The sequence below is a fragment of the Pseudomonas sp. 22526 genome, from assembly GCF_052044735.1.
GTDB lineage: Bacteria > Pseudomonadota > Gammaproteobacteria > Pseudomonadales > Pseudomonadaceae > Aquipseudomonas > Aquipseudomonas piscium.
In genome coordinates, this window is the sequence record NZ_JBQENK010000004.1 from 259,386 (window position 1) to 284,399 (window position 25,014).

General features: G+C 61.7%; 25 protein-coding genes and 1 tRNA gene. 15 read left to right on the forward strand and 11 right to left on the reverse strand.

The features are described from left to right. The first annotated feature begins 442 nt into the window (after positions 1 to 442). The 3 genes from ACTJKT_RS08125 to ACTJKT_RS08135 all read left to right on the forward strand — a co-directional run bounded on the left by ACTJKT_RS08125 (position 443) and on the right by ACTJKT_RS08135 (position 4,652). Positions 443 to 1,648 (forward strand): acetyl-CoA C-acetyltransferase, encoded by a 1,206-nt coding sequence (locus tag ACTJKT_RS08125; protein ID WP_440786733.1) that lies wholly within the window; start codon positions 443 to 445, stop codon positions 1,646 to 1,648. 25 nt (positions 1,649 to 1,673) lie between these two features. Beyond that, positions 1,674 to 3,818 carry a 3-hydroxyacyl-CoA dehydrogenase NAD-binding domain-containing protein gene (locus tag ACTJKT_RS08130; protein ID WP_440786734.1) on the forward strand — a complete coding sequence of 715 codons (2,145 nt, stop codon included), beginning with the start codon at positions 1,674 to 1,676 and terminating at the stop codon, positions 3,816 to 3,818. A 105-nt stretch (positions 3,819 to 3,923) separates the two neighbouring features. Further along, on the forward strand, positions 3,924 to 4,652 hold the full coding sequence (locus ACTJKT_RS08135; RefSeq protein WP_016704995.1) for an amidotransferase: 729 nt from the start codon (positions 3,924 to 3,926) through the stop codon (positions 4,650 to 4,652). A gap of 91 nt (positions 4,653 to 4,743) precedes the next feature. Here ACTJKT_RS08135 and ACTJKT_RS08140 read toward each other — a convergent pair whose 3' ends face one another. Continuing rightward, positions 4,744 to 5,712, reverse strand: coding sequence for a LysR substrate-binding domain-containing protein (locus ACTJKT_RS08140; RefSeq protein ID WP_440786735.1), 969 nt, complete (start codon positions 5,710 to 5,712; stop codon positions 4,744 to 4,746). Between the two features lie 214 nt (positions 5,713 to 5,926). On the opposite strand from ACTJKT_RS08140, the gene ACTJKT_RS08145 reads away from it, so the two are divergent. Next, positions 5,927 to 6,352 (forward strand): ester cyclase, encoded by a 426-nt coding sequence (locus tag ACTJKT_RS08145; RefSeq protein WP_440786736.1) that lies wholly within the window; start codon positions 5,927 to 5,929, stop codon positions 6,350 to 6,352. Between the two features lie 166 nt (positions 6,353 to 6,518). On the opposite strand, the gene ACTJKT_RS08150 is transcribed toward ACTJKT_RS08145, so the two are convergent. The 3 genes from ACTJKT_RS08150 to ACTJKT_RS08160 form a co-directional block, all read right to left on the reverse strand. Further along, positions 6,519 to 7,490 (reverse strand): magnesium and cobalt transport protein CorA, encoded by a 972-nt coding sequence (locus ACTJKT_RS08150; protein WP_440786737.1) that lies wholly within the window; start codon positions 7,488 to 7,490, stop codon positions 6,519 to 6,521. A 131-nt stretch (positions 7,491 to 7,621) separates the two neighbouring features. Further along, positions 7,622 to 8,344: a 1-acylglycerol-3-phosphate O-acyltransferase gene (locus tag ACTJKT_RS08155; protein ID WP_440786738.1), complete on the reverse strand. Its 723-nt coding sequence runs from the start codon at positions 8,342 to 8,344 to the stop codon at positions 7,622 to 7,624. A 214-nt stretch (positions 8,345 to 8,558) separates the two neighbouring features. After that, positions 8,559 to 9,248 (reverse strand): crotonase/enoyl-CoA hydratase family protein, encoded by a 690-nt coding sequence (locus ACTJKT_RS08160; protein ID WP_025804305.1) that lies wholly within the window; start codon positions 9,246 to 9,248, stop codon positions 8,559 to 8,561. Between the two features lie 318 nt (positions 9,249 to 9,566). On the opposite strand from ACTJKT_RS08160, the gene ACTJKT_RS08165 reads away from it, so the two are divergent. The 9 genes from ACTJKT_RS08165 (at position 9,567) to ACTJKT_RS08205 (ending at position 14,399) form a co-directional block, all read left to right on the forward strand. Then, positions 9,567 to 9,656 (forward strand) — tRNA-Ser (locus tag ACTJKT_RS08165). Positions 9,657 to 9,979: 323 nt separating this feature from the next. Continuing rightward, on the forward strand, positions 9,980 to 10,264 hold the full coding sequence (locus tag ACTJKT_RS08170; RefSeq protein ID WP_440786739.1) for a hypothetical protein: 285 nt from the start codon (positions 9,980 to 9,982) through the stop codon (positions 10,262 to 10,264). 137 nt (positions 10,265 to 10,401) lie between these two features. After that, positions 10,402 to 10,773: a cupin domain-containing protein gene (locus tag ACTJKT_RS08175; protein WP_025804303.1), complete on the forward strand. Its 372-nt coding sequence runs from the start codon at positions 10,402 to 10,404 to the stop codon at positions 10,771 to 10,773. Between the two features lie 226 nt (positions 10,774 to 10,999). Then, a complete protein-coding gene (locus tag ACTJKT_RS08180) occupies positions 11,000 to 11,191 on the forward strand; it encodes a hypothetical protein (protein ID WP_025804302.1) in 192 nt (63 codons plus the stop codon). 206 nt (positions 11,192 to 11,397) lie between these two features. Then, positions 11,398 to 11,829 carry a hypothetical protein gene (locus ACTJKT_RS08185; protein WP_025804301.1) on the forward strand — a complete coding sequence of 144 codons (432 nt, stop codon included), beginning with the start codon at positions 11,398 to 11,400 and terminating at the stop codon, positions 11,827 to 11,829. A gap of 412 nt (positions 11,830 to 12,241) precedes the next feature. Continuing rightward, positions 12,242 to 12,652 carry a hypothetical protein gene (locus tag ACTJKT_RS08190; protein ID WP_097302634.1) on the forward strand — a complete coding sequence of 137 codons (411 nt, stop codon included), beginning with the start codon at positions 12,242 to 12,244 and terminating at the stop codon, positions 12,650 to 12,652. Between the two features lie 114 nt (positions 12,653 to 12,766). Further along, entirely contained in the window at positions 12,767 to 12,925 is a 159-nt protein-coding gene (locus ACTJKT_RS08195; protein WP_189635835.1) for a hypothetical protein, read from the forward strand. Positions 12,926 to 13,152: 227 nt separating this feature from the next. Continuing rightward, positions 13,153 to 13,515 carry a hypothetical protein gene (locus tag ACTJKT_RS08200; protein ID WP_440786740.1) on the forward strand — a complete coding sequence of 121 codons (363 nt, stop codon included), beginning with the start codon at positions 13,153 to 13,155 and terminating at the stop codon, positions 13,513 to 13,515. Positions 13,516 to 13,703: 188 nt separating this feature from the next. After that, positions 13,704 to 14,399, forward strand: coding sequence for an HAD-IA family hydrolase (locus ACTJKT_RS08205; RefSeq protein WP_038580784.1), 696 nt, complete (start codon positions 13,704 to 13,706; stop codon positions 14,397 to 14,399). Between the two features lie 159 nt (positions 14,400 to 14,558). Here the strand turns inward: ACTJKT_RS08205 and ACTJKT_RS08210 are convergent, their stop codons facing one another. Beyond that, complete coding sequence (locus ACTJKT_RS08210; protein ID WP_440786741.1) at positions 14,559 to 15,305, reverse strand: 3-oxoacyl-ACP reductase family protein; 747 nt, start codon at positions 15,303 to 15,305, stop codon at positions 14,559 to 14,561. Between the two features lie 127 nt (positions 15,306 to 15,432). On the opposite strand from ACTJKT_RS08210, the gene ACTJKT_RS08215 reads away from it, so the two are divergent. Beyond that, positions 15,433 to 16,356, forward strand: coding sequence for a LysR substrate-binding domain-containing protein (locus tag ACTJKT_RS08215; protein ID WP_440786742.1), 924 nt, complete (start codon positions 15,433 to 15,435; stop codon positions 16,354 to 16,356). A 69-nt stretch (positions 16,357 to 16,425) separates the two neighbouring features. Here the strand turns inward: ACTJKT_RS08215 and ACTJKT_RS08220 are convergent, their stop codons facing one another. The 3 genes from ACTJKT_RS08220 to ACTJKT_RS08230 all read right to left on the reverse strand — a co-directional run bounded on the left by ACTJKT_RS08220 (position 16,426) and on the right by ACTJKT_RS08230 (position 20,036). Further along, the gene (locus ACTJKT_RS08220; protein WP_097302639.1) at positions 16,426 to 17,154 is read right to left on the reverse strand and encodes an aspartate/glutamate racemase family protein; all 729 of its coding nucleotides are present in this window, start codon (positions 17,152 to 17,154) and stop codon (positions 16,426 to 16,428) included. 55 nt (positions 17,155 to 17,209) lie between these two features. Beyond that, a complete protein-coding gene (locus tag ACTJKT_RS08225) occupies positions 17,210 to 18,757 on the reverse strand; it encodes an NCS1 family nucleobase:cation symporter-1 (RefSeq protein WP_440786743.1) in 1,548 nt (515 codons plus the stop codon). A 544-nt stretch (positions 18,758 to 19,301) separates the two neighbouring features. After that, positions 19,302 to 20,036 carry a phosphoadenylyl-sulfate reductase gene (locus tag ACTJKT_RS08230; RefSeq protein ID WP_440786744.1) on the reverse strand — a complete coding sequence of 245 codons (735 nt, stop codon included), beginning with the start codon at positions 20,034 to 20,036 and terminating at the stop codon, positions 19,302 to 19,304. Positions 20,037 to 20,202: 166 nt separating this feature from the next. Between ACTJKT_RS08230 and thrH the strand changes: the two genes are divergently transcribed. Then, a complete protein-coding gene (gene thrH / locus ACTJKT_RS08235; RefSeq protein WP_106696873.1) occupies positions 20,203 to 20,820 on the forward strand; it encodes a bifunctional phosphoserine phosphatase/homoserine phosphotransferase ThrH in 618 nt (205 codons plus the stop codon). 123 nt (positions 20,821 to 20,943) lie between these two features. Here thrH and pabB read toward each other — a convergent pair whose 3' ends face one another. From pabB to rloB, 3 genes are all read right to left on the reverse strand, one after another. Continuing rightward, positions 20,944 to 22,287 (reverse strand): aminodeoxychorismate synthase component I, encoded by a 1,344-nt coding sequence (gene pabB / locus ACTJKT_RS08240; RefSeq protein ID WP_440786745.1) that lies wholly within the window; start codon positions 22,285 to 22,287, stop codon positions 20,944 to 20,946. A 207-nt stretch (positions 22,288 to 22,494) separates the two neighbouring features. Next, the gene (locus ACTJKT_RS08245; RefSeq protein WP_009047893.1) at positions 22,495 to 23,481 is read right to left on the reverse strand and encodes an alpha-L-glutamate ligase-like protein; all 987 of its coding nucleotides are present in this window, start codon (positions 23,479 to 23,481) and stop codon (positions 22,495 to 22,497) included. Next, positions 23,481 to 25,013, reverse strand: coding sequence for an osmotic stress tolerance membrane protein RloB (rloB, locus tag ACTJKT_RS08250; protein WP_440786746.1), 1,533 nt, complete (start codon positions 25,011 to 25,013; stop codon positions 23,481 to 23,483). Before rloB ends, ACTJKT_RS08245 begins: the two co-directional genes overlap by 1 nt. Between the last annotated feature and the right edge of the window lies 1 nt (position 25,014).

Consider the following 25,014-nt stretch of genomic DNA (forward strand, 5'->3'; position numbering starts at 1 on the left):
GCCCCGCTTGACGGACTTTCGAATGCTTGAACATGGCTGAATGCCTTTTGTTGTTATTCCTCAACATCAAATGCATGCCTGCCGCTTCACTATGGCCAGGCGATGTGTCCCTTTTCTTACGCGTGCACCGGCAAGACCCGGCTGCAACGATTCACTGCCTACAGTTTCTACCTTAGGGTCCTTGTAACCCTTGGCTTAGATCCATTTCATATCAGCTAATAGGCGAATGCTTTTAAAAATGCATGAGGCCTATTGCCATCTTCTTGCCCGCCCTTTGTCTAGACAGTTCCGTTATGCGGCAGGCGGAATCCATTAGCTCACTACCGTTCGTCTGAGCGTGACCGTCAAGGTCAGTGAGCGCATCGGTCATTGAATCCGGGGCCCTCGGGGCCAAGAGTGGGAGCCCTGTCATCATTCATCTGCACAGCGGTTCGAGGACGTCATGACCCAGGCTTTGATATTCGATGCATTACGCACCCCCCGTGGCAAAGGCAAGGCCGACGGCGCCCTGCACAGCGTCAAGCCAGTGAACCTGCTGGCCGGGCTGCTCGATGCCCTGCAGCGGCGTAGCGAACTCGACACCAGCCAGGTCGACGACATCGTGCTCGGCTGCGTGACGCCGATTGGCGACCAGGGGGCCGACATCGCCAAGACCGCGGCCCTGGTCGCTGATTGGGACGTCAGCGTGGCCGGGGTGCAGATCAACCGCTTTTGCGCCTCGGGCCTCGAGGCGGTGAACCTGGGCGCGATGAAAGTGCGCTCCGGCTTCGAGGACCTGGTGGTGGTCGGCGGTGTCGAGTCGATGTCGCGGGTGCCCATGGGCAGCGACGGCGGCGCCTGGGTGCTCGACCCGCAAACCAACATGCACAGCCATTTCACCCCGCAAGGCATAGGCGCGGACCTGATCGCCACCCTGGAAGGCTTCAGCCGCGAGGATGTCGACAGCTTTGCCCTGCAATCCCAGCAAAAGGCCGCGCGGGCCAGGGCGGCGGGGGCTTTCAGCAAGTCCCTGGTGCCGGTGCAGGACCAGAACGGCATCGTCCTGCTGGATCACGATGAGTTCATTCGCGCCGATTCCACCCTCGAGGGCCTGGGCAAGCTCAAGCCCAGCTTCGAGATGATCGGCCAGATGGGTTTCGACGCCACCGCCTTGCGGGTCTACAGCCATGTCGAGCGCATCCACCACGTGCACACCCCGGGCAACAGCTCAGGGATAGTCGACGGCGCGGCGCTGATGCTGATCGGTTCCGAAGCCAAGGGCCTGGCACTGGGCCTCAAGCCACGGGCGCGGATCGTCGCCACGGCGGTCACCAGCACCGATCCGACCATCATGCTCACCGGGCCGGCGCCGGCCACGCGCAAGGCGCTGGCCAAGGCCGGGCTGCGGGTCGAGGACATCGATCTGTTCGAGGTCAACGAGGCCTTTGCCTCGGTGGTGCTGAAGTTCATCAAGGACATGGCCATCGACCCCGGCAAGGTCAACGTCAATGGCGGTTCCATCGCCATGGGCCACCCGCTGGGCGCCACCGGCTGCGCGATCCTCGGCACCCTGCTCGACGAGCTGGAAGCGCGGCGCCAGCGTTACGGCCTGGCGACTCTCTGCGTCGGCGGCGGCATGGGTATCGCCACCATCATCGAACGCCTCTGAGCCCTGACTTCAAGGAAACACTTTCATGACCGAAGCCATCCGTTACGAAAAGGGCCAGGACCAGATCGTCGTTCTGACCATCGACATGCCGGGCCAGAGCGCCAACACCATGAACGCGGTGTACCGCGAGGCCATGGCCGCTTGCGTGGCCCGCCTGCAAGCCGAGCAGGAATCGATTGCCGGGGTGATCGTCACTTCGGCGAAAAAGACCTTCTTCGCCGGCGGCGACCTCAATGAGTTGATCAAGGTCGGCAAGGCCGAAGCCCAGGCCTTCTATGACATGGTGCTGAGCCTCAAGGGCCAGCTGCGGGCCCTGGAGACCCTGGGCAAGCCCGTGGTAGCGGCGATCAATGGCGCGGCCCTGGGCGGCGGCTGGGAGATCTGCCTGGCCTGCCATCACCGGGTGGCGCTGGACGACCCGTCGCTGCAGATCGGCCTGCCGGAAGTGACCCTCGGCCTGCTGCCGGGCGGTGGCGGGGTGGTGCGCATGGTGCGTTTGCTGGGGCTGGAAAAAGCCCTGCCGTATCTGCTGGAAGGCAAGAAGGTGCGGCCGCAGCAGGCACTGCAAGCCGGCCTGATCGACCAACTGGCCAGCGACCGCGATGACCTGCTGGCCAAGGCCAGGGCGTGGATTGTCGCCAATCCGGCGGCCAAACAGCGCTGGGACGTGACCGGCTACCAGATCCCCGGGGGCACGCCGTCGCACCCGAAAGTCGCGCAGATGCTGGCCATCGCGCCATCGATCCTGCGCAGCAAGACCCAGGGCTGCCTGCCGGCGCCGGAGAAAATCCTCTGTGCGGCAGTGGAGGGTGCCCAGGTCGATTTCGATACCGCGCAGTTGATCGAAGCCCGCTATTTCACCGAGCTGACCACCGGCCAGGTGGCGAAAAACATGATCGGCACCTTCTGGTTCCAGCTCAACGAGATCAATGCCGGTGGCTCCCGCCCCCAAGGCTTTGCACCCTATGTGACCAGGAAGGTCGGGGTACTCGGTGCCGGGATGATGGGCGCCGGGATCGCTTATGTCAGCGCTGTGGCCGGTATCGAGGTGGTGCTCAAGGACATCAGCCTGGCGGCAGCCGAGAAGGGCAAGGCCCATTCGGCGGCGCTGCTGGAGAAGAAGGTCGCCCGTGGCCACTTGAGCGCCGAGCAGCGTGACGCCACGCTGGCGCGGATCCGCACCACCGAGCAGGACGCCGACCTGGCCGGTTGCGATCTGATCATCGAGGCGGTGTTCGAGGATCGCGAGCTCAAGGCCAGGGTCTCGGCGGCGGCGCAGCAAGTGGTGGGGGCGCAGGCGGTGATCGCCTCCAACACCTCGACCTTGCCCATCAGCGGCCTGGCCAAGGCAGTGCCGGATCAAGGCAAGTTCATCGGCCTGCATTTCTTCAGCCCGGTGGAAAAAATGCCCCTGGTGGAAATCATCAAGGGCGAGCAGACCAGCGACGAAACCCTGGCGCGGGGCTTTGACTTCGTTCAGCAGATCAAGAAGACCCCGATCGTGGTCAACGACAGCCGCGGCTTTTTCACCTCGCGGGTGTTCGGCACCTTCACCAACGAAGGCATCGCCATGCTCGGCGAGGGCGTGGCTGCGCCGATGATCGAGACCGAGGCGCGCAAGGCGGGGATGCCGATTGGCCCGCTGGCGATCTGCGACGAGGTTTCCCTGAGCCTGCTGAGCCATATCCGCCAACAGACCGCCAAGGACCTGCTGGCCGAAGGCAAGCCGCTGCCGGAGCATCCGGCCTTTGCCGTGATCGACCTGCTGCTCAATGAATACAAGCGCCCAGGCAAGGCGGCGGGCGGTGGTTTCTACGAGTATCCGGCCGGGGCGCAGAAGCACTTGTGGCCGCAGCTGAAAACCCGCTTCGAGAAAGCCGACGGGCAGATTTCGCCGCAGGACGTGCGCGATCGCCTGTTGTTCGTGCAGGCCATCGAAACCGTGCGTTGTGTGGAGGAGGGCGTGTTGCGCTCGACGGCCGATGCCAACATCGGTTCGATCTTCGGTATCGGCTTCGCGGCCTGGACCGGCGGGGCCTTGCAGTTCATCAACCAGTACGGCCTGAAGGACTTCATTGCCCGTGCCCAGTACCTGGCCGAGCAATATGGCGAGCGTTTCACACCGCCGGCGCTGCTGCTGGAGAAAGCCGCCAAGGGCCAGTTGTTCTGAGACTGAAGGGAGCACAGTGATACATCGCGGGGCTTGCCTTGATCGGGCGTTTCAAGGCAGGCTCTGGGGTGTTCATTATTCCCATCATCGTGTCAGGTATTTTTTATGTCGCTACGCATCTGCATTCTGGAAACCGACATCCTGCGTCCAGAACTGGTCGATCAATATCAGGGTTACGGGCAGATGTTTCAGCGCCTGTTTTCACAGCAGCCGATTGCTGCCGAATTTACCGTCTACAACGTGATGCAGGGCCACTACCCGAGCGACGACCAAAGCTTCGACGCTTATCTGGTCACGGGCAGCAAAGCCGACTCCTTCGGTACCGACCCCTGGATTCAGACCCTCAAGACCTACCTGCTGGAGCGTTATAAGCGCGGCGATAAACTGCTGGGCATCTGCTTTGGCCATCAGTTGCTGGCGTTGCTGCTGGGCGGCAAGAGCGAACGCGCGACCCAGGGCTGGGGCGTGGGTACCCACAACTACAAACTGGCGGCCAAGGCGCCGTGGATGAGCCCGGTGGTGGAAGAACTGACGCTGCTGATCAGCCACCAGGACCAGGTAACCGCCTTGCCGGAAAACGCCACGGTCATCGCTTCGAGCGATTTCTGCCCGTTCGCCGCCTATCACATCAATGACCAGGTGCTGTGCTTCCAGGGCCACCCGGAGTTCATCCACGATTACTCGCGGGCCTTGCTGGACCTGCGCCAGCAGCACCTGGGCGAGCAGGTCTATCAAAAGGGCATCGCCAGCCTGGACCGGGACCACCACGGCAGCACCGTTGCCGAGTGGATGATGCGTTTTGTGGCGCACAAGCCGCAGGCCGGGTCGGTCTGAATCCATAGCAGCATCGCGAGCTGACTCGCTTCTACAAGGGCTTCAAAGCCCTTGTAGGCGAGCAGCTTCGTTGCGGGTCTGGGGCGAGTTTTCAATCTTGAGGGTTGAGGCCCCGCAAACCTGCCAAAACTTCCGAAGTACTGCGCATGATCTCCCTTAGTGCCTCCACCAGGGCGGAGGCGGCCGGGGATAATCCGGCGCCGGAAAGTCGAGAGACGCCGATTTGCTCCAATACCAGTGGTTCGAAAGCGGGCAGAGGAACAATCTCGGTGCGGTATGCCGGATCAAACGCCACCGACTGCGGCAAAATGCCAAGAAGATCCGTCTGCCTGAGTAACCAAAGAATATTGAACATGGACACCGTTTCGATGGTGGCATGTGGTGGATCGATATTTTCCCGGTAAAAAATATTATCGAATTGCTTGCGCAAGGTTGTTTCCGTATGTGGGAGTAGCCATGCCTCGCGCGCGAGTTGTTCAAGCTTGACGTCGGGTTGCTGAGCGAGTGGGTGATCCCGCCTCGCAACAATAATCGCGTTCTCGCTGAATAGAGCCTCCTGAGCCACAACCGCGCTTGTACTGACGTCGGACAGCCTTCCAATCAGGAAATCAAGTTCGCCTGATATGAGCCGAGGGATGAGCTCGGCACTTACCCCATCAACAATTTTGATCCGGATGTCAGGGCGGGATGACCTGAGCCGCGCGATCGCCGCGGGTACGAGGTAACTCGATCCTGTGAGCACGCAACCTATAGCGACCCGCCCGGCATACCCTCTGCCCAGAGCGTCGATTGCGTGCGAAACATGGTCGATCTGGGCGAGGACCATCCGGCTACGATCGACAAAGGCTTGTCCAAGCTCCGTAGGCGTCACGCCTCGGCGGCCCCGGATAAAGAGCGGGGCACCAATCGCTTCCTCCAGATCCTGCAGCAGCTTGGTAGCTGTGGGTTGCGAAAGGTGAAGTGCGCGCGCCGCATGCAAGATGCTGCCGTACTCAACCAGTGCAATCGCTAAGCGGAAATGCCTTACCGTCGCCCATCGTTCAAGTCTGTCGAGTTTCATTTGGTATTCCGATTTCTGATATCACGCTAAATATAATGTGAATTTACGGATAGCAAAACCCTCCCTAGAATGAATTCGGACATGATCGTTCTGCCTTGGTTGACACTTTGATGCGATGTTGTACGTGTGATTTATAACTTGATCACAAGTGCTTCTCGGCACTTTGCTCAACTAGGGAATATTTATGGCTTTTAACCATGAGAGGAGTTGCCAAGTGAGCGCCAAAAACCTGGAAGTCGTAAAAAAGTATTTTCAATATTGTGTAGATGGCAAAGATGCAGAACGGGTGCTTGAGTACTTCGATGCCGATGTCATTGTGCATAGGCCCGACTGCGATGCCCCCATTCGTGGCGTGAGTAACTTCAAGCGTGCCTTGCGTGAAAATGTGCTGGAGCGATATGAGTCAATCACCACCACATTTAGCAAAGAGGTTGTCGCTGATGATGTGGTCGTTGTTCATCTGACACATCAGGCTCGTGGGTCGAATACATGGCACGGTTTCGATGTGCAGGGTAAGGATGTGAGCTGGACGGCATTAACTTACTTTCGCTTCAACGATTCAGGCAAGATCGTTGAAGAGATTGTAGAGCGCAATGAATTGTTCATGGCCAGGCAACTTGGAATTATTGAATACACTTGAAAAGTGTAGCTGCCATATATTCGCAAAATGCAGGCATGGCACTTGGTTGTCCCGCAAAAAAGATAAAGCGATATGCCCAGTTCATGTTTGCCTGATGGTGGACATGAGCTGGGCCGGGCTCATGTCCACCATCAGCTTATCGTTCTACAGTGACTGCTTACTTGATTCACAGCCACCCCGAGCGCTTGAAGCTCGCCCACAGCCCCGTACAACCCAGTATCAGGAACGTCAGCACGCCGAAGTAGCCGTAGTGCATCTTCAGTTCTGGCATGTTGTCGAAGTTCATGCCGTAGATTCCCGCCACCGCCGTCGGGAACGCCAGGATCGCCGCCCAGGCGGCAAACTTGCGTTGCACCACGCTTTGTCGCGAGGCCTCCAGCAGCACGCCGATCTCGATGGTCTGGCTGGCGATGTCGCGCAAGGTCGCCAGGTCTTCCATCTGCCGGGTGACGTGGATCTGCACATCGCGAAAGTACGGGCGCATGTTCTTGTCGATAAAGGGGAAGCTGAGCTTCTGCAGCTCTTCGCTGATCTCCACCATCGGCGCTACGTGGCGCCTCAGGCGCAGCACATCGCGGCGCAGGCTGTGGAGGTGCTGGATATCCCGCTCGTTGAGCGAACTGCACAGCACGCTGTGCTCCAGCGCGTCGATCTCGGCATGGATCGCTTCGCTGACCGGCTGGTAGTTTTCGGTGACGAAATCCAGCAGCGCGTAGAGCACGAAGTCTTCGCCGTGCTCCAGCAGCAACGGCCGTGCCTCGCAGCGCTGGCGGACGAACGCATAGGATTTGGAGTGGCCGTTGCGGGCTGTGATGATGTAGCCCTTGCCGGCAAAGATGTGGGTCTCGATGAACTCCAGCTTGCCGTTTTCGCGCACCGGCGAGTAGGTGACGATAAACAGCGCGTCGCCGAAGGTTTCGAGTTTCGGCCGGCTGTGTTTTTCCAGGGCGTCCTCGATGGCCAGTTCGTGCAGGTTGAACTGGCGTTGCAGATTGGCCAGCTCCTGAGCGTTGGGTTCTTCGAGGCCGATCCAGACGAAGTGCCCGGGTTTGGCGGCCCAGGCTGCACCTTCGTCGAGGGTGATATCCGTGACTCTTTTACCCGCGCTGTAGACTGCGGCGGCAACAACTCTACCCATGGTTCCTGTTCGCTTCTTCTTATCGAAATGAGGAGTGAGACTCCGTGCAGCTTAGCCTCATGACTGATCAGAGTCAGCCAGCAGGGCGGAGTTCGCCGGCAATAAAAAAGCCCGCACGCGGCGGGCTGTTTTCAGACGGCCTGTAGCTGGCGGTCCATCGACTCGATGCACTCGCGCATCTGTTCGCGGCATTGCTCGATCAGCCTCGGCATGTCGTCCAGGCTCAGCCCGGCGGTGGGGATCGCCGGTAGCGAGCGGATCAGGATCCTGCCGCTGTGCCAGCGGTTGAGGCGCATGTGGCGGATGTAGCTGCTGGCGCACACCGGGACGATCGGCACGCCGGCGGCGATGGCCATCTGGAAGGCGCCTTTCTTGAACGGCAGCAGGTCTTCGCCGAGATTGCGAGTGCCTTCCGGAAAGACCCAGATCGAGGTGTCCTTGTGTTGCAGGGTGTGGGTGGTGGTCAGCATCGAGCGGCGCGCCTTGTGCGCGTTGCCGCGGTCGATCAGCACGTTGCCCGCCAACCAGAACAGCTGGCCGAACAGCGGCACCCATTTCAGGCTCTTTTTGCCGATGCACACAGTGCGGTGGGGCACCACGTTGCCGAACACGAACAGGTCGTAGTTGGACTGGTGGTTGGCGATGATCACGCAGCTCTCGGGCTTGTCCATCAGCGGCCCGACTTCGGCCTTGACCCGCAGGCGCAGGATGCACATGGCCGGCAAGGCATACAGGCGCGCGCACAGGCGGCTGTTATCCGGGTTGAACGGGCGGCACAGCCCCAGCACCACGCCGAGAATCCCCGCTGCAACAAAATGCAGGCCCATCAATAACATACGAAACAGATACAGCATCTACAGGCCCACCGGGGACAAAAGGTGGCGCAGTGTACGGATGTGCACTGTTTTCGGCAATTACCTGTATAGAAGGGGAAGATGGCCGATGTTTAAGCGCATGTTTCCGACTCTTTGGTCAGCGGCGAACTAGAGCATCGCGCCGGTCTTTCTCGCGGCGCGGGCATAAAAAAGCCCGGCGCAGGGGCCGGGCTGGTGTGCAGCGGGATCAGGCTTAGCCCAGGTGTTCCTGATCGAGGATGATCGCGTTGTCCAGGGCTTCCAGCAGCGCCTTGCGCACTTTCAGCTTGGTGTTCTTGTGGGCGGTCATGTTGATCTTCTTCAACTGGTGCGCGGCGGCCAGGGCGGCGCCTTGCAGTTCCTCGGCGCTCACCACCTTGTCGAGGAAGCCGGCATCCACCGCGCCTTGCGGGTCGAACATCTCGCCATTGATCACCGAGCGGTGCAGCGCGGATTTGCGCAGACGGTCACGGGCCAGCTCGATGCCGGCGTGGTGCATGGTCATGCCGATCTGCACTTCGTTCAGGCCGATGCTGAACGGGCCTTCGACGCCGATGCGGTAGTCCGCGGACAGCAGCAGGAACGCGCCCTTGGCCACGGCGTGGCCAGGGCAGGCGACGATGACGGGGAAGGGGTGCGACAGCAGGCGACGGGCCAGGGTCGAACCCGAGGTCACCAGGCTCACGGCTTCTTTAGGGCCGGCGGTCATCACTTTCAGGTCGTAGCCGCCCGACAGAATGCCGGGCTGCCCGGTGATGATCACTACGGCGCGATCGGTGACCGCCCGATCCAGCGCGGCATTGAAGGCGGCAATCACGTCCGGGGAAATGGCATTGACCTTGCCATTGCTCAAGGTCAGGGTCGCGATACCGTCTTCGAGGTGGTAAGAAATCAACTCACTCATGACGCAATTCCTTGTATTGAAGTGGGGCAGACGTTACCCACGGTCACAGGTCAGGTAAAGCGCTGTGACTGACTGGTGAGTCAGCCCTTTCGGGCCTGACAAGCGTAGCCGGCCACCTGGGGCGCGTATCGGCCCTTCTATATAGCGGTCGGCCAGGCCAGAGATTGGCCGGTTTGCCATGGCGCCGATGCCAGCGCAGCGCAGGAATCCGAAGAAATGTCTTAAGCGCATGAAAATTCTGAAAAAAACCTTTGCCATCAGAAAAGCTTTCGACTACATTAGCGCGCCTCGACAGACTGAATCGGTTTGACGAGACACGGTTGGGTGTCCGAGTGGCTTAAGGAGCACGCCTGGAAAGTGTGTATACAGGAAACTGTATCGAGGGTTCGAATCCCTCCTCAACCGCCATATTCGATCTACGCAAAACCCCTGATTTCCTTGAGAGGTCAGGGGTTTTGTGCTTTCTGGGTCCTACTTGTCGCAGCTGTTGGCGAGCGGCTTTTTTGCTGAACGCCGTTTCCCCGCAACGGTCAAAATCATTACGAGTTCGCAACAGCCAAAGTTGCTCCAGCGAGGTATCGATCACGCTGGATACCTGAGTGGTCTTTGGCTTTGTTACCCCTGCGAAGCCTGGCGGTCCGGTCACCTTGAAGGTGAGGTTTTCCGCCGATATCAGGTGGGCATCAGCGTGAGGTTTTCTGTGCCCCGTACTGGCTACGAGGAGACGCGCAATGGTCATTCACTTCAAGGTCGCCGGGCATCTGGCCTGCGGCCACAAGGGTTCCAATCTCATATCCAGCACCGAGCCGGCGCGGGTCAAATGCCGCAGTTGCCGCAATACCGAGGTGTTCAAGGAAGCCCGTAAGAATCAGCGCAATGCGGCACGTCGAGCGGCGCGCAAAGCGAAGGCTGCGCACACGGCAATCGATTGGCGTGCAGCCTGGACCCAGCGGCTGACGGCCATGGCTGGGTTGCAGCGGCTGCCTCGGGGCTTTGGCGGGCAGCCTTACGTTTAGCGTTTGTCGCGGGCACTCTACGCTTTCAGGTCTAGAATGGTCATGCGCATCGAGTGGGGCGATGCTGGCGGTCTGCGGGCGCGGGCGATGTTGCCGGCGTCGGCAGGCTTTGCAGCTACTCAATCGAGGGCACGATCATGTCCACGCATGAACAGGTCACCGAGCATAAATCCTTCTCCGAACCGGATGAGACCCGCGAGTTTTCCAATGGCAAGGCAGAGATACTGAAGATCGGTCATTGCGAAGTGGGGCGCTTCACTTTCAAGCCGGGCTGGCGCTGGTCGAACGATATCCGGCCGCTGGCGCAGACGCCGAGTTGCCAGGCGCCGCACTTTCAGTATCACGTGGCCGGCAGGCTGGCGATCCTGATGGATGACGGCACCGAAATCATCGCCGGACCGGGCGATATCACCTCCCTGCCTAAAGGTCATGACGCCTGGGTGGTGGGGGATGAAACCGTGGTGGTGGTCGACTGGTTCGGGGCCAGCAACTACGCTCGTAAGGTCTAGGCGAAACGCAGCCGGAAAAAGGAGCTGATGCAGGCCATCAGCTCCTTTTTCAACGACGATCCACGCCCTTGGACGAAGAACTCCCGCTTGGTCCATTCGTCGGTCTTTTCTCTTGTGAACTGCAAGTCCTTAAATGACCGTCTAGTCTGAAGCGCCGTGACGGCCGATATTTTCTAGGCAATCAGGTGTTTGCCGGTATCGTCCGGTTGTTGGAGGGAGCAGGGAGATGAGCGATCCTTTTATCGAGGACAACGGGGATGAGTTCCCAATCAACAACCTGGTGCGCTGCGGTCAGGCAGCGTTTGACAGTGAGCCTCCGGTGAAGGCGTCGGTGGCAGGCAAGACCAGATCCAGTGCATTACCCAAGGTGACTCAGACAAAGTTTTTCCCAAAAGTGGCGCCCACCACGAGGCGCTGACTTGCAGCATGAAACCCCGCCTCGCAGCGGGGTTTTTTCGATCTGAAAGTCTCGAAATTGATTGTTTCAGAACTATCCAGAAGGCTTTGAGATAGGTCCCATATTCCTGGTTTTCCCTCGGCGATAAGGTCCGCCCCCTCACATTTCGTGTGGGGCCGACATTCCGTCGGATACTGTTTTTGATCAGGTATAAGGAAATAAAACCAGTGAAAAAGGCTTTCAAATTCATTGCCCTGTCGACCCTCATCGCTGCCAGCGGTTGCACCAGCTACAACATCAGCCAACCCGCCGCCCCGATCGACAGCCAGGTCAAGGCCGACCTCAAGGCAGACGTTGCGGTAGGCGAAGCCATCTCGGGGCAATCCTCGGTGAATATTCTGTTCGGCGTGCTCAAGTTCGGTGGTGACAACCAGTTCGCCGATGGCGTGACCTATGGTGGCGACACCGGTGGTGGCCTGGGCATGCTGGACCCGGTCAGTGCGGTGAAGTCGGCCGCAGCCTACAAGGCCGTCAAGGCTTCCGGTGCCGACCTGATCGTTGCGCCACGTTATGAAGTCAGCGAAGAAAACTACTTCGTCTTCAAGAAGGTATCGGTCACTGTCAAAGGCAACAAAGGCAGCATCCGTAGCATCCAGTAAACCTGTCGCTGGAACTCCTGAACAAGGCAATTTGCGTGACGTCTCGCGCAGAACCCCATGCCATTGGCAGCCCGCATTCCCCGGGGCGTTCTTCAGTGGCACGGGTTCTTCGTGCATGAGTCTGCTTCAGCTGGGAGAGGGGATGGAAACATGCCCTCATCCCGTTTATTTGTGGGAGGCGTTGTTTTCACAATTTCTTCACAAGTGAGTGCGTAGGCTCGACTCATCCGTTAAAGCAAATCCTATTAGCCCGTCTCCCCAGCGGGCTTTTTTTTGCCTGGGTGAAAACTCTTTGCGCAAAAACGGTCCAACACTTTGACTAAAAGGATTACAGCGTTGCGCTGTCGCCGCTCAGCTTTGGTCAGACACCGCTATAGAATGACTCTCCAGCATCTTTTTCGAGGTTTACATCATGCGTTTAACACTGCCTGCTCTGGTTTTGGGGCTTCTGGCTGCTCAAGGTGCGATGGCTGCCGGTGATGGCACTGCTGCGGTCGGTGGCGGTTTGGGTGGCGCGCTGGGCAACGTGGTTGGACAACAGATTGGCGGCAGCACCGGTGCTGCGGTGGGCGCGGGTATTGGCGGCGCTGCCGGCAGTGCGGTCGGTGCCCGTAAAGGCAGCCGGACCGAAGCGGCCATCGGTGGCGGCCTGGGTTCGGCCGGCGGTTCGGTGATCGGCAACAAGCTGGGCGGCAAAACGGGCTCGACCATCGGCGCAGGCCTGGGTGGCGCGGCCGGTGGTGCCTTGGGCAGCAGCATGGGTGACGATGACCGTCACTCCGGCGGCGGAAAGCACAAGAAACACAAGCACAAGCACGACTGATTCAGCTGCAGTGCGCAAAAAAGCCCGGCCTTGTGCCGGGCTTTTTTATGGGAACGAATATCGCTCCAGCCCCTCGAATTCAATGATGGACACACTGTATCGACGAGGTTTGCCATGACTTCGGAAACTGCTGGCAAGAAAGAAGAAGACTCCTCGGGCGTGCCCCTGGTCAACGATCCGGGCAATGAAGACCCGGGCTCGCTGATGGATGACGCCCTGGTCCCACTGAGTGATGACGATGAGGCAGGCGAGTCGGAGGAAAAGGGCCCGTGAAGTCTGCGTCCAGCACGCCGGCATGACCGGTGTGAGGTGCATATGAAGCATGATCCGAAACATCTCGACCGGGATGACACTCCCGAATACCCGCTGCCTGCCCCCACGGATGCGCTGAGTCCCGAGCAGATCCTCCCGGACGCCAACGCCGAGCAGGAGCTGTCTCGATCCGAGCCGCAGCGCAAGGCGGCCAGGGGCAAGCGTCGCTCCGCCCCGGGAGGCCCGTCATGAGCCGGGCAAAACTGCTGAGCCTGGTGCTGGTCGCTCTGGTCTCGATTTTCTTCTTCTCCAGCCTGGCGGAATCCGCTGACGGACGGGCTGCAACCAATACTTCCGGGCGCTCTTTCGAGAGCGGTTCAGGCAAGGATCTGATGCTGCAACCGGGGGCCCTGGGCGGGAATGGTGTAGGCGTCACGGACAGCTATTCACGGACCAATAACTCGCGCGGCTCTTCCAGCCAGGGCGGCGGCATGGGGTCTACCGGCGTCAATGGTTCCATCATGGGCGGTGGCGGTGCCGGCGGCGGAACCGGCAGCGCGGGTGGGGGTACCGGCGGTCCCGGAGGCGGCAGCGGACGCGCGGGGCGCTAGCCTGCTTTGTTCATTCACGATGTCGACGTTCGAGCCCGGCCTGTCCGGGCTTTCGTCTGTCTGCACGCTGGTCCGAGGTTGCTCCCCGTCATCCGCCGCGGCTATGCTGCTGAACCCTTTAATCGGGCAAAAAACTGGCCGTACCTGAGCCGCTCCCCGGGATGTTTTTTGTTAACGGATCAGATGCGATGAATGCACAGTTGAATGATGTGGGCCCGATCAAGGCCGTGATTTTCGATATGGACGGTTTGCTGCTGGACACCGAAGGTATCTACACCGAGGTGACCCAGCTCATCGCCGATCGTTACGGCCGCACCTTCGATTGGACGATCAAGCAGAACATCATCGGCCGTGGCGCCGCGGACCTGGCCCGCTACGTGGTCGAGGCCCTGGATCTGCCGATCACCCCGGAGGAGTTCCTGGTGATTCGCGAGCCGCTGATGCGCGAGCGTTTTCCCCGCGCGCTGGCGATGCCGGGGGCGCAGGAGCTGGTGCAACACCTCAAGGCCAATAATGTGCCGATCGCCGTGGGCACCAGTTCTTCACGCCAGTCTTTCGCCCAGAAAACCACCTTGCATGGCGACTGGTTCGCGCTGTTCGACACCATAGTCACCGCCGACGACCCGGAAGTGGGCGCGGCCAAGCCGGCGCCGGACATCTTCCTTACCGCCGCGCGGCGCCTGGGCGTCGCCCCCGAGGATTGCCTGGTGTTCGAGGATTCGCCCTTTGGTGTCACCGCGGCGAAGGCGGCGGGGATGACTGCGATCGCCATTCCCGACCCGGCGATGGCGGACGCCAAGTACGCCCATGCCGACGCCATTCTGCGTTCGCTGAAGGGGTTCCAGCCGGCGGCCTGCGGCTTGCCGCTGCTGCAATGGAGCTGAACCTGTAGCCGCTGCCGCAGGCTGCGATAAGCCCGGTAGGGCTTCAGCGGTCTCAAGTGTGGCGCCTCCTGCGGAGGCGTTCGCAGCCTGCGGCAGCGGCTACAAAAAACGCCGGGCCACCTGATGAAGGTGGTCCGGCGTTTTTCATGGGCGCAGGAATCAGGCGCTGAAGCCACCATCGATGCTCAGGCTGGCGCCGGTGATGTAACCCGCTTCCGGGCCGGCCAGGTACGTCACGAAGCTGGCGATTTCTTTCGCGTGGCCGTAGCGCCCGATGGCCATCAGCGGGATCAGGCTTTCGGCGAAATCGCCGTGGGCCGGGTTCATGTCGGTGTCGACCGGGCCGGGCTGCACATTGTTGATGGTGATGCCCCGTGGGCCGAGGTCGCGGGACAGGCCTTTGGTCAGGCCGACCAGGGCCGACTTGCTCATGGCATAGGGGCCGCCGCCGGCAAAGGGCATGCGCTCGGCGTTGGTGCTGCCGATGTTGATGATGCGCGAGCCTTCGCCCATGTGCCGGGCCGCTTCCTGGGTGGCGACGAACACGCTGCGGATGTTGACGGCCAGGGTCCGGTCGAAGTCTTCCAGCTTGAAGTCTTCCAGCGGGCCGGCGGCCAGGATGGCGGCATTGTTGACCAGGATGTCCAGGCGGCCAAAGGTTTTCACCGTGCTGTCGACCGCCTGGCGGATGGCCGCGGCATCGGCGCTGTCGGCCTGGATCGCCAGGGCCTTGCCGCCGGCCTGGGTGATGCGGTCCTGCAAGGCCTGGGCCTTGGCGCTGGAGCTGACGTAGGTGAAGGCGACGGCGGCGCCTTCGGCTGCCAGGCGTTGCACTATGGCTGCGCCGATGCCGCGGGAACCGCCTTGAACCAGGGCTACTTTGCCGCTGAGGGATTGAGTGGTCATGTCGTTCTCCAAAAAAGTCCAAGGCGGGCTGCCTTGTGGTTGGAGTCGAGTATCGACCTCGGATTAGGTACTGTGTAGATAGGAATCGCTATAGTCTGTGTAAACCAGAAGTTTATAGTGAGGCGCCATGGAAACCTTCAGCAGCATCGAATGCTTCGTGCGCAGCGCCGAAGTCGGCAGCTTTGCCGAGGCCGCGCGACGTTTGAGCCTGACCCCCGCCGCGGTGGGCAAAAGCGTGGCCAAGCTCGAGGCCCGGCTTGGGGTCAGGCTGTTTCAGCGCAGCACCCGCAGCCTGACCCTGACCGAAGCCGGCAAGCTGTTTCTCGGCGAGGTCAGCGCCAGCCTGCACACCATCCAGAACGCCGTGGCCAACCTGGCCAGCGCCGAAGGGCGCCCGGCCGGCACCCTGAAAGTCAGCATGGGCACGGTGTTCGGGCGGCTGTACATAGTGCCCATGCTCGGCGAGTTCCTGCGGCGTTTTCCGGAGATCAGCCCGGACTGGCATTTCGATAATCGCCAGGTGGACCTGATCGGTCAGGGTTTCGACGCGGCGATCGGCGGCGGCTTCGAACTGCCCCAAGGGGTGGTGGCGCGACGACTGACCCCGGCTCACCGCATCCTGGTGGCCTCGCCTGAGTATCTGGCGCGCTGCGCGGCAGTCGAGCAGCCCGAGGATCTTCAACATTGCGAAGGCATCCTGATTCGCTCGCCGCAGACCGGGCGGGTGCGTTCCTGGGCCCTGACCAGCCGCAGTCGGCAGCAAAGCCCGCTGAACCTGAAGGCGCGGATGACCATGAGCGATTCGGAAGCGGCCTGCGCTACCGCCGTCCAGGGCCTGGGGGTGGCCCTGGTGAGCATGCCGTTCGCCGTCGGTTACTTGAGCGCCGGCACTCTGCAGCGGGTGTTGCCGGACTGGTACGTCGACGACGGCAACATCTCGATCTACTACGCCGAGCACAAACTGCTGCCGGGTAAGACCCGGGCCTTCGTCGACTTCGTGATCGAGCAGTTCGCCGAGCTGGGCCTGGAGCAACGCTTCAGCGCGGTTTGAAAATGCGCGCAAACCCGCTTCCTGTAGGAGCGAGCTTGCTCGCGATAGGCCCTCGACGAAAGCGCCGATTCAGCGCCCGAACCGCCCTGGCCAGCCGATGATGGTCTTCGGCCGCGGCGTGGCGTAGGTGCGTACCTTGGAGGTGGACAGCCCCAGCCGCACCAGGGATTCGGCAATGGTCACCGCCGCGGTCACGCCGTCCACCACCGGCACGCCGGTGCGCTGGCGGATCTGCTCGTCGAGGCCGGCCATGCCGCCGCAGCCCAGGCAGATCACCTCGGCCTTGTCTTCGCTGACCGCCAGCTCGGCCTGGCGCACTATGGCTTCCACGGCACGCGCCGGGTCTTCTTCCAGCTCCAGCACCGCCAGCCCGCTGGCCCGTACCGAGGCGCAGCGGTCGTACAGGCCGGAGAGTTTCAGGCGGTCCTCGATCAGCGGCACGGTGCGATCCAGGGTGGTCACCACCGAGTAGGCATGGCCGAGGAACATCGCGGTGCTGGCGCCGGCGTCGGTGATGTCCACCACCGGCACCTTGAGCAGCTCCTGCAGGCCTTCGCGGCCGTGCTCGCCATAACCGGCCTGGATCACCGCGTCGTAGGGCTGGTCGTAGGACAGCACCCGGTCCATGACGGCGATGGCGGCCAGGTAGCTTTCGAAGTTGCCTTCGATGGAGTCGGCGCCGAAGTGTGGGGTCAGGCCGATGATTTCGGTGCCGGGCGCGGCCACAGCCTGGGCCTGGCGGGCGATGGCCTGGGTGATGGAGTCGGTGGTGTTGACGTTGACCACGAGAATTCGCATGGGCTGTCCTTATCGGTGAGGCATTCGGGGCCCGCCGCACGCGGGCCGTTCAAGGTTAGTGGCAGACGTTGTCGACGGCGATGGATTCGCCGCTGACATCCGCATAGTGCGGCTGGCGTTTGGCGATGATCAGGTACAGCAGGCCGGCAATGCCGGCGCCGATCAGCCAGGAGAAGGGCGAGACGCTGGCAAAGCCTGGCACCAGGGCTAGGACGATGGCGATCAGCGCCGACGGAATGAACGCCGCCACCGCCCGCAGGTTGACCCCGCGGCTGTAGAAATAAGCACCTTGCGGGTTTTCGCTGTACAGCTCGGGCACGTTGATCCGGCCTTTGCGCAGCAGCCAGTAGTCGACCATGATCACCCCGTACAGCGGCCCCAGCAGGGCGCCGAGCCCGGACAGGAAGTAGACGATCACCAGCGGGCTGTTGTAGAGATTCCACGGCAGGATCAGCACCGCGAGGGTCGCGCTGATCAGCCCGGCGCGGCGGAAGGTCAGGTACTTCGGCGCCAGGTTGCTGAGCACGAAGGCCGGGGCGACGAAATTGGCCATGATGTTCACCGCCACGGTGACGATCAGGAACGCCAGGCAGCCGAGCACCAGAAAGAAGGTATTGGGGATCGAGGCGATGATTTCGGTCGGGCTTTCGATGATCTTGCCGTTGATCTGGAACTGCGCGCCGCAGAGCAATACGGTGATGGTGGCGAACACCAGGATGTTCACCGGCAGCCCCCAGAAATTGCCAATCCTGATGGTCCGGCGGCAGGGCGAGGAGCGGGCGAAGTCGCAGAAGTTGAGCACCAGCGTGCCGTAGATCGCCAGCCACAGCGCACCGCCGGCGAAGATCTGGCGCCACATCTCGCCACCGCTCAGAGGCTCGTGGATCGACCAGGCGATGCGGGCGTTGGCCTGGGTGAACATCCAGGCGGCGAGGGCGGCAACGGTCACCAGGATCACCGGGCCGGCGAAGGCTTCGTAACGCCGGACCATTTCCATGCCGTAGGCGAGGATCGCCAGCTGGACCAGCCAGATCGCCACGAAACACACCCAGCCCAGGCTCGACAGGCCGAGGATCGAGTTGTGGTCGTAGTCGGCGAAGCCGGGGTGGATGGCCGTGAGCAAGACGCGGAACACCACCGAGGCCAGGTAGGTCTGGATGCCGAACCAGGCGATGGCGATCACCGCGCGGATCAGCGCCGGAATCTGCGCGCCATGGATGCCGAAGCTGATACGGCTGATCACCGGGAAGGGCACGCCGGTCTTCTGGCCCATGTAGCCGGACAGGTTCATGAAGAAGTACACCAGCGCCGCACCGATCCCCAGGGACAGGAGGATCTGCCAGCCGCCCAGGCCCAGGGCGTACAGGCCGATGGCGAAGGAGTAATTGGCGATGTTGTGCACGTCATTGGTCCACAGGGCAAAGATGCTGTAGCCACCCCAGCGCCGGCCTTCGGCCTTGGTCGGCGCCAGGTCGCGGTTGTGCAGGCGCGGGCTGAGGTCGACCGTGGAAGCGGTGCCCTGGGCGATGCTGGGATCGAGGTTGGCGTGGGCGTGGGAGGAGGGCAAATCCAGTGCGATGTCATTGGCAAGGCTTGTACGCATTCCGGCTGGCTCCTGATCGCGGGCCGGCGCTGACTGTGCTTGAGCGCAAGGCTCGGCAGTCTTCGGCGCGGGTCCGGGAATCACTGGGTTCTGGGCATCAGCAGGCGGATTCGGGAACCCGGCTTGCGGATATGAAGTGTATGTATTTTTTAATTAAGTTGTATACAAGATGCGAGGCGACTTAAGCCACTTCCGTGCCAGATCCCAATCTAAGCAAGCGACCGATAATTTCGGTTTGTTCTTAATAATTTATAAATGACTGAAATTTCGAAGTTATAAATTGACCGTTCGAACAGGTATTTATTTTTCGAGGGGATGAGGGGTGAGCGCGGTGGAGGATGGCCCAGGGAGAAGGGTGTAACTTTTTGGGGCGTCGAGGCATAAAGTGCACACAAAAATGGCACCTGTGGTGACACTTATGTGTACAAGATTTTTTGCCGAGAGGAGAGGCTTCTGTAGGAGCGAAGCTTGCTCGCGAGACGGCGTACCTGACACACCGCTTCGCGAGCAAGCTCGCTCCTACAGGACAGAGAAAAGCGGGGGCTTAGCCCTTGCTGATGATATTGCCGGCGTGCAGGCCGCATTCCTTCTGCGTGGCTTCTTCCCACCACCAGCGGCCTTCGCGCTCGTGCTGGTTCGGCAGCACCGGACGGGTGCAGGGCTCGCAACCGATGCTGATGAAGCCGCGCTCATGCAGGCTGTTGTACGGCAGTTCGAGCATGCGGATGTAACCCCAGATCTCTTCGCTGGTCATCTGCGCCAGCGGGTTGAACTTGTACAGGGGGTGTTCCGGGGTGGAGAAGGCGCTGTCGATTTCCAGCACCGCCACCTGGCTGCGGGTGCCCGGGCTCTGGTCGCGGCGCTGGCCGGTGGCCCAGGCGCGGACGGTGGACAGCTTGCGGCGCAGCGGCTCGATCTTGCGGATGCCGCAGCACTCGCCGTGGCCGTCCTTGTAGAAGCTGAACAGGCCCTTCTCCTTGACGAAGGGTTCGAGCCTGGCGTGGTCCGGCGAAACCACTTCGATGTCGATCTTGTAGTGCTCGCGTACCTGCTCGATGAACCTGTAGGTTTCCGGGTGCAGGCGACCGGTGTCGAGGCTGAAGACCTTGACGTTCTTGTTCAGCTTCCAGGCCATGTCCACCAGCACCACATCCTCGGCACCACTGAAAGAGATCCACAGGTCATCGCCAAACTCGGCAAAGGCCAGTTTGAGAATGTCCTGGGCGGATTTTTGGGCATAGGTCGCGGCGAGTTCAGCGACATTGAACGATGGGCTCATCAAGGCGGTTCCTGCAGGTCGGTGGCGCTGAGCGCTCTAGATACTGGCGATGGTAACAAATCCGCCCCCGGCTGGCGCGCTCCTTGCGTTGCGTGGGTCAGGGCGAGTCGCTAGAGTTCGGCAGTCTTTTGCTCGCTCGAATAACCAATACAAATGGGAGTGTCCTGTGGAAATTGCCTGTCTCGATCTGGAAGGTGTACTGGTCCCGGAAATCTGGATCGCCTTTGCCGAAAAAACCGGGATTGAATCCCTCAAGGCGACCACCCGGGATATCCCCGACTACGACGTGCTGATGAAGCAGCGCCTGCGGATTCTCGACGAGCACGGCCTGAAGCTCGCGGATATCCAGGAAGTGATTGCCACCCTCAAGCCGCTGGACGGCGCCATCGAGTTTGTCGACTGGCTGCGCGAGCGTTTCCAGGTGGTGATTCTTTCCGACACCTTCTACGAGTTTTCCCAGCCGCTGATGCGCCAGCTGGGCTTCCCCACGCTGCTGTGCCATCGCCTGGTCACCGACGACAGCGGTCGGGTGACGGGTTATCAGCTGCGCCAGAAAGACCCCAAGCGCCAGTCGGTGCTGGCCTTCAAGAGCCTGTACTACCGGGTGATCGCGGCGGGGGATTCGTACAACGACACCAGCATGCTCGGCGAGGCCGATGCCGGCATTCTGTTCCATGCTCCGGACAACGTGATTCGCGAGTTCCCGCAATTCCCGGCGGTGCACAGCTTTGCCGAGCTGAAGCAGGAATTCCTCAAGGCTTCGAACCGCGAGTTGAGCCTGTAGGTTAGCGGCGCGCCTATCGCGGGCAAGCCTCGCTCCTACAGATCGATGTCGTTCATGGCAATGTGGTACGACGCAGACCTGTAGGAGCGAGCGGGCGGCGATCCGACTTGCCCGCGATGCCTTTCAAAGGCTCTGCAAGGTCTCCAGCAGCACCTTCACCTTGGTGATGGACTCCTGATACTCGGCCTGCCAGTCCGAGTCCGCGACGATCCCGCCACCGCCCCAGCAGCAGACCTGCCCGTCCTTGACCAGCAGGCTGCGGATGGCGATCGAGCTGTCCATCTCGCCACGCACGTCCAGGTACAGCAGCGAACCGCAATACAGCCCGCGCCGGGTCGGCTCCAGCTCGTCGATGATCTGCATGGCGCGGATCTTCGGCGCGCCGGTGATCGAGCCGCCGGGGAAACTGCCGGCGATCAGGTCCAGGGCGTCCTTGTCGTCCGCCAGCTCGCCGGTAACGCTGCTCACCAGGTGATGCACGTTCGGGTAACTCTCCAGGCTGAACAGCTCCGGCACCCGCACCGAGCCGATGCGGCAGGTGCGGCCCAGGTCGTTGCGCAGCAGGTCGACGATCATCAGGTTTTCCGCGCGGTCCTTGGGGCTGGCCAGCAGCTCGGCGGCGTTGGCCGCATCTTCGGCGGCATCCTGGCTGCGTGGGCGGGTGCCCTTGATCGGCCGGGTTTCCACTTGGCGCTCACTGATCCGCACGAAGCGCTCCGGCGACAGGCTGAGCACCGCGCCACCTTCCGGCAGGCTCTGGAACCCGGAAAAAGGCGTCGGACAGGCCGCGCGCAGCGCGCAGTAGGCGCTCCATGGATCGCCGGCGCAGGGCGCGCGAAAGCGCTGGGCGAAGTTGACCTGATAGCAGTCGCCGGCCTGGATGTATTCCTGGATACGCTCGAGCGCCTGCTGATACTGCGCGGCGCTGAGGTCGGGGAGCATCGGCCCGCTGAGCTTGAAGCTGTCATTGGTGCTGGCCGGCACCTGACTGAACAGGGCGATCAGGCGCTGGCGTTCGGCGGCGGCCAGGGAGGGGTGGAACACCAGTTGGCTGGTGCACTGCTGATGGTCGCTGATCAGCGCCCAGTCGTAGAGGCCGAAGCGCGCATCGGGCAGTTGCAGATCGTCCAGGGCCTGGCTGGGCAGGCGTTCCAGATGGCGTCCGAAGTCGTAGCTCAGGTAGCCGATCAGCCCGCCGGCAAAAGGCAGCTGGTAAGGCGCGGGGATCGCCGCCTGGCCCAGCTGGTCCAGGTTGAGCCGCAGGCGTTGCAGGAAATCTTCGCCGCTTTCGTCCTTGAGGACGGCCAGCTGGGCCCGTGGCCAGGCGCTGAGCAGGTCGTAGCGGCCGCGCTCGGCACTGGGCCGGCCGCTGTCGAGCAGGACGGCGCCCGGGGCATGGCGGATCGCCGCGAAATACTCGGCGGGGTTGGTGCGATAGGGCAGCGGGTGTACGGAGCAGGTCAACATGCGGGGCGGATCAGCCATCGGAGGAGCGCGGCTGGCGATTGTAGTCCCCTCAAGGATTTGCTCCTAGTGGGGATGTCGGGGATTGCCCGGTTTACGACGTACAACCCTGTAGCCGCTGCCGAAGGCTGCGATAAGACCGAAGGTCTTCNCCACGGCCGTTCCGGCCGATCGCAGCCTGCGGCAGCGGCTACAGGGGAATGTCGTGGATCAGCCTTCCACCGCCGGGATATGGCCGAACAGGTCCTGGGCAAACTGCACGCGCTGCTCGACGGTTTCGCTGATGCCGCGGGCTTTCAGTTCTGCCAGGTGCGCTTCGACCGCATGGGTGCGCTGGGTCAGGCCACAGTCGTTGGCGATCTGGATGTTCAGGCCGGGGCGGGCGTTGAGCTCGAGGATCAGCGGGCCCTTTTCCTGGTCCAGCACCATGTCGACCCCGATGTAGCCCAGGCCGCACAGCTCGTAACAGCCGGCCGCCAGCTTCATGAAGCCGTCCCAGTAGGGCAGTTGCACGCCGTCCACCGCGTTGGTGGTGTCCGGGTGCTTGGCGATGATGTTGTTCAGCCAGGTGCCGCGCAGGGTCAGGCCGGTGGCCAGGTCGACACCGACACCGATGGCGCCCTGGTGCAGGTTGGCCTTGCCGCCGGACTGGCGGGTCGGCAGGCGCAGCATGGCCATCACCGGGTAGCCCATGAGCACGATGATGCGGATGTCCGGCACGCCTTCGTAGCTGATGCTCTTGAAGATCTGGTCCGGGGTCACCCGGTATTCGATCAGCGCCCGGTCGCGGTGGCCGCCCAGGGAATAGAGGCCGGTGAGGATGCTGGAGATGTGGTGCTCGATTTCCTCGTGGCTGATGATCTTGCCCGACACCGTGCGATAGCGACCCTCGAAACGGTCGGCGATCACGATGATGCCGTCGCCGCCGGCGCCTTGCGCCGGCTTGATCACGAAGTCGTTGCGCCCGCCGATGATCTCGCCGAGCTTGTCGATTTCCTTCTCGGTGGAGATCACGCCGTAGAGTTCCGGCACATGGATGCCGGCCTTGATCGCGCGTTCCTTGGTGATGATCTTGTCGTCGACGATCGGGTACAGGCTGCGCTTGTTGTACTTGAGCACGTAGTCCGCGTTACGCCGATTGATCCCCATGATGCCCCGGGCTTCCAGGGCCTTCCAGGTCTTCCACAGGCCGAACATTACGAGTCAGCCTTGACGAAGGCTTTGAAACGCATGAGCTCGGTCAGGCGGTAGCCGCGGTAGCGACCCATCGCCAGCATGAAGCCCACCAGGATCAGCAGCATCGCCGGGAAGGTGAAGACGAAGTAGATCAGCTCCGGCACGCTCATGATCAGGTGGGCCAGGGAGGCGGCGAACAGCGTGCCGATGGCGACTTTCATCGCATGGCCGGCGCCGCGTTCTTCCCAGGTGATCGACAGGCGTTCGATGGTCATGGTCAGGATCACCATCGGGAACAGGGCGACCGACAGGCCGCGTTCCAGGCCGAGCTTGTGGCTGAACAGGCTGATGGCGGCGATCAGCACCACGACGAAGGTCAGCACCACCGACAGCCGCGGCAGCATCTGCAGCTTCAGGTGTTCCAGGTAGGACCTGAGCGACAGCCCGAGCGCGGTGATCACGGTGAACAGCACAATGCCGAAGCCCAGCTGGGTTTCGCGGAAGGCCAGGGCGATCAGCACCGGGGTGAAGGTCCCCAGGGTCTGCAGGCCGATCAGGTTGCGCAGCACCAGGATCACCAGCACGCCGATCGGGATCATCACCATGATCATGAAGGTCTGCTGGGTCTGCAGCGGCAGGCCATACAGCGAGTATTCGAGGAAGTTGGCGTCGGTGTTCTCGTCGGTCAGCTTGGCCAGGCGAATGGCGTTCATTTCGCTGTTGTTCAGGCTGAAGGTGACGGTGGCTTTCTTGCCGCCATCGACGGTGATCAGGTTGTCGTCACCGATCCACCACAGCAGGCGGTCGCTGGGCAGGCCCTGTTCGCCGGTTTCCGGGTTGAAGTACAGCCAGTCGGTACCGTTGAAGCTGCGCAGCCACAGTTCCGGGGCCTGTGGCTGGTCGGCCACCAGGCGAATGGTGTGGACCTTCTCCATCGGCACGTGGGCGATGGACAGCAGCAGGTCGACGATCTTGGCCTTGTTCGCCGGCGACGGATCGCCCGCCAGGAGCATCTTGGCGTTGTCGTCGCTGCTGTTGTTGACCCGCTTGATGGCTTCGCTGATGAAGGTCTCGACGTCGGCCGAGTGCTGGCGGATCGGCGCGAGCAGGGCTTCGGCGGCGATCTTTTCCGGGCCTTCGACGGCGATGCTGTCGCGGAAGGTCGGGCCCTTGATCTTGGCTTTTTCCGCGGTGTAGCGCTTGGTCAGCACCAGGCGGTAGTAGAGGGTCTGGTTGCCCTTGGCGCGGCGTGCCGACCAGGTGACCTTGCGGTTGCCGTCGACGCGGTTCACCGCCACCCCGTAGTTATTGGAGATGAAGCTCTCGTTCAGGCTGACGTAGTCGCGGCTCAGCGGCGGCACGAACATCTGGATCTTGATCGGGTCCTTGGCGTTGGCGACGAATTCGACCTTGGCGTCGATGTTCCACAGGTCGTCGGTGGCGTCTTCGGTCACCGGGATGCCGAGCACGAAAATCTGATAGGCCGTGACCGAAATGCCCAGCACCACCAGGATGGCGATCAGCATTTTCAGATGGAGGGTAAGAGAGCGCATT